1 protein-coding gene is annotated in these 1,389 nt (G+C 66.5%); it reads right to left on the bottom strand.

The window, feature by feature from the left end:
• Window positions 1–178: 178 nt before the first annotated feature.
• On the bottom strand, window positions 179–1,389 hold a 1,211-nt coding region (locus tag EKA13_RS27160), incomplete at its 5' end, for a DNA cytosine methyltransferase (RefSeq protein ID WP_065762028.1).

The following is a 1,389-nucleotide window of genomic DNA, read 5'->3' as shown; positions in this document are numbered from 1 at the left end:
GTTGGAGAAAGGAGGCATCGATGCCCCGGTGGGCAGCGTTCGCCGGTGAGATGCCGAAGCGAACTGGTGGGTGGCGTGGGCGGAACCCACGGCAGCCTTGACACCCTGGCTGCGGGCTGCTGCCGATACATCGGCAATGCAGGGAGAGAATGGCGCGGCCGGCAGGCTGCGTCGTCGATCAATCCGAATCGGTCAAGTCCGTCTTGTGCAGGCACTGCACCAGCCGGTTGCCCAGCCAAGCCATGCACGGGACGGCCATGGAGTTGCCAATCGCCTTGTAGCGCGGAGCGTCTGCGGCAGGCTTGCCGCGATACGGGATCAGCGTGTAGTCGTCGGGCATGCCCTGCAGCCGCTCGCACTCCATGGGCATCAGCCGCCGCACCCGCCATTGCGACCAGTCCGCTGCACCGGATTCATTCCAGTCGTAGCGGAAATGTGCCTCGAAGTCGGGGGCCAGGACATGGGGCTTGTCTGCGCCGCCGCCGCTGGTACGCAACGCCGCTGCAACGCTTCCGCCCAGTTCGGCGGCAAGACCCTGCGTCCGTCCCCGCAGGGCAACGCAGGCCACCATCGGCACACCGTAGCCCGGCTTGCCGTTGGACAGGACGGTGCAAGACACCTGTCCATGCCCCGACTCGAAGCGCACTTCGCCGCGGTTGTTCTGCGCGAAGGCGATGGCGGGTACGACGCCTGCGTTCGCATGGCTGTTGCGATGCCCGCCGGCACGCAGCGTCGGCGTCAGGTCGATCGTGGCGTCCGCGCCGCTGCCCTGGGCGGTGAAGGCGATGATCGGCACGCCCTTTCCCGTACCGTCCTCGCTGCTGCCCTTGCCGTTGTTGGCGGTGTCGAGGGTGTGGGCGATGCTGCCGGCGATGGACTGCACCATGAACGTCTCGGTGCGGATGTCGTGCTTGGGACCCGCGGCCATCAGGCATGCCGCAACATCGACGGGGCCGATGCCGCCGCTGAATCCGAACGTCGTCGTGACCTTGCCGTAGGGCTGGTTCAGTCCAGCGAATCCTGCGTATCCGCCTGCTGCAGCAGCACCCGATCCAGCAGCGCGGGCAGCTTCTTGCCACGGCGCGCGGCCCGCAGAAGAATCCCCGCGCAGGCCTGTGCGCTCAAAAAGTACTTCGGAGGGATCGAGGTCATCACCACCACATGCCACAAGAAACACGCGCTTGCGGCGTTGGGCGACACCGAAATATTGAGCGTCGAGCACGCGCCAGGCGATGCGGCGGCGGGGTCCAGACACACAACCAGCGTGCGCCCATTTTTCCCCTGGCGGCTGGAGCGCACGGCTTTCTCCGGCCAGTGCTCCCAGGAAATGCCCGAAGGCATTGCTGCGGTCGTTGAGGACGCCGGGGACGTTTTCCCAGACGAGCGTTG

The organism is Pseudomonas defluvii (assembly GCF_001695625.1).
GTDB lineage: Bacteria > Pseudomonadota > Gammaproteobacteria > Pseudomonadales > Pseudomonadaceae > Aquipseudomonas > Aquipseudomonas defluvii.
The sequence above is the reverse complement of the archived record's forward strand: the minus strand, read 5'-3'. Positions and strand labels throughout refer to the sequence as shown.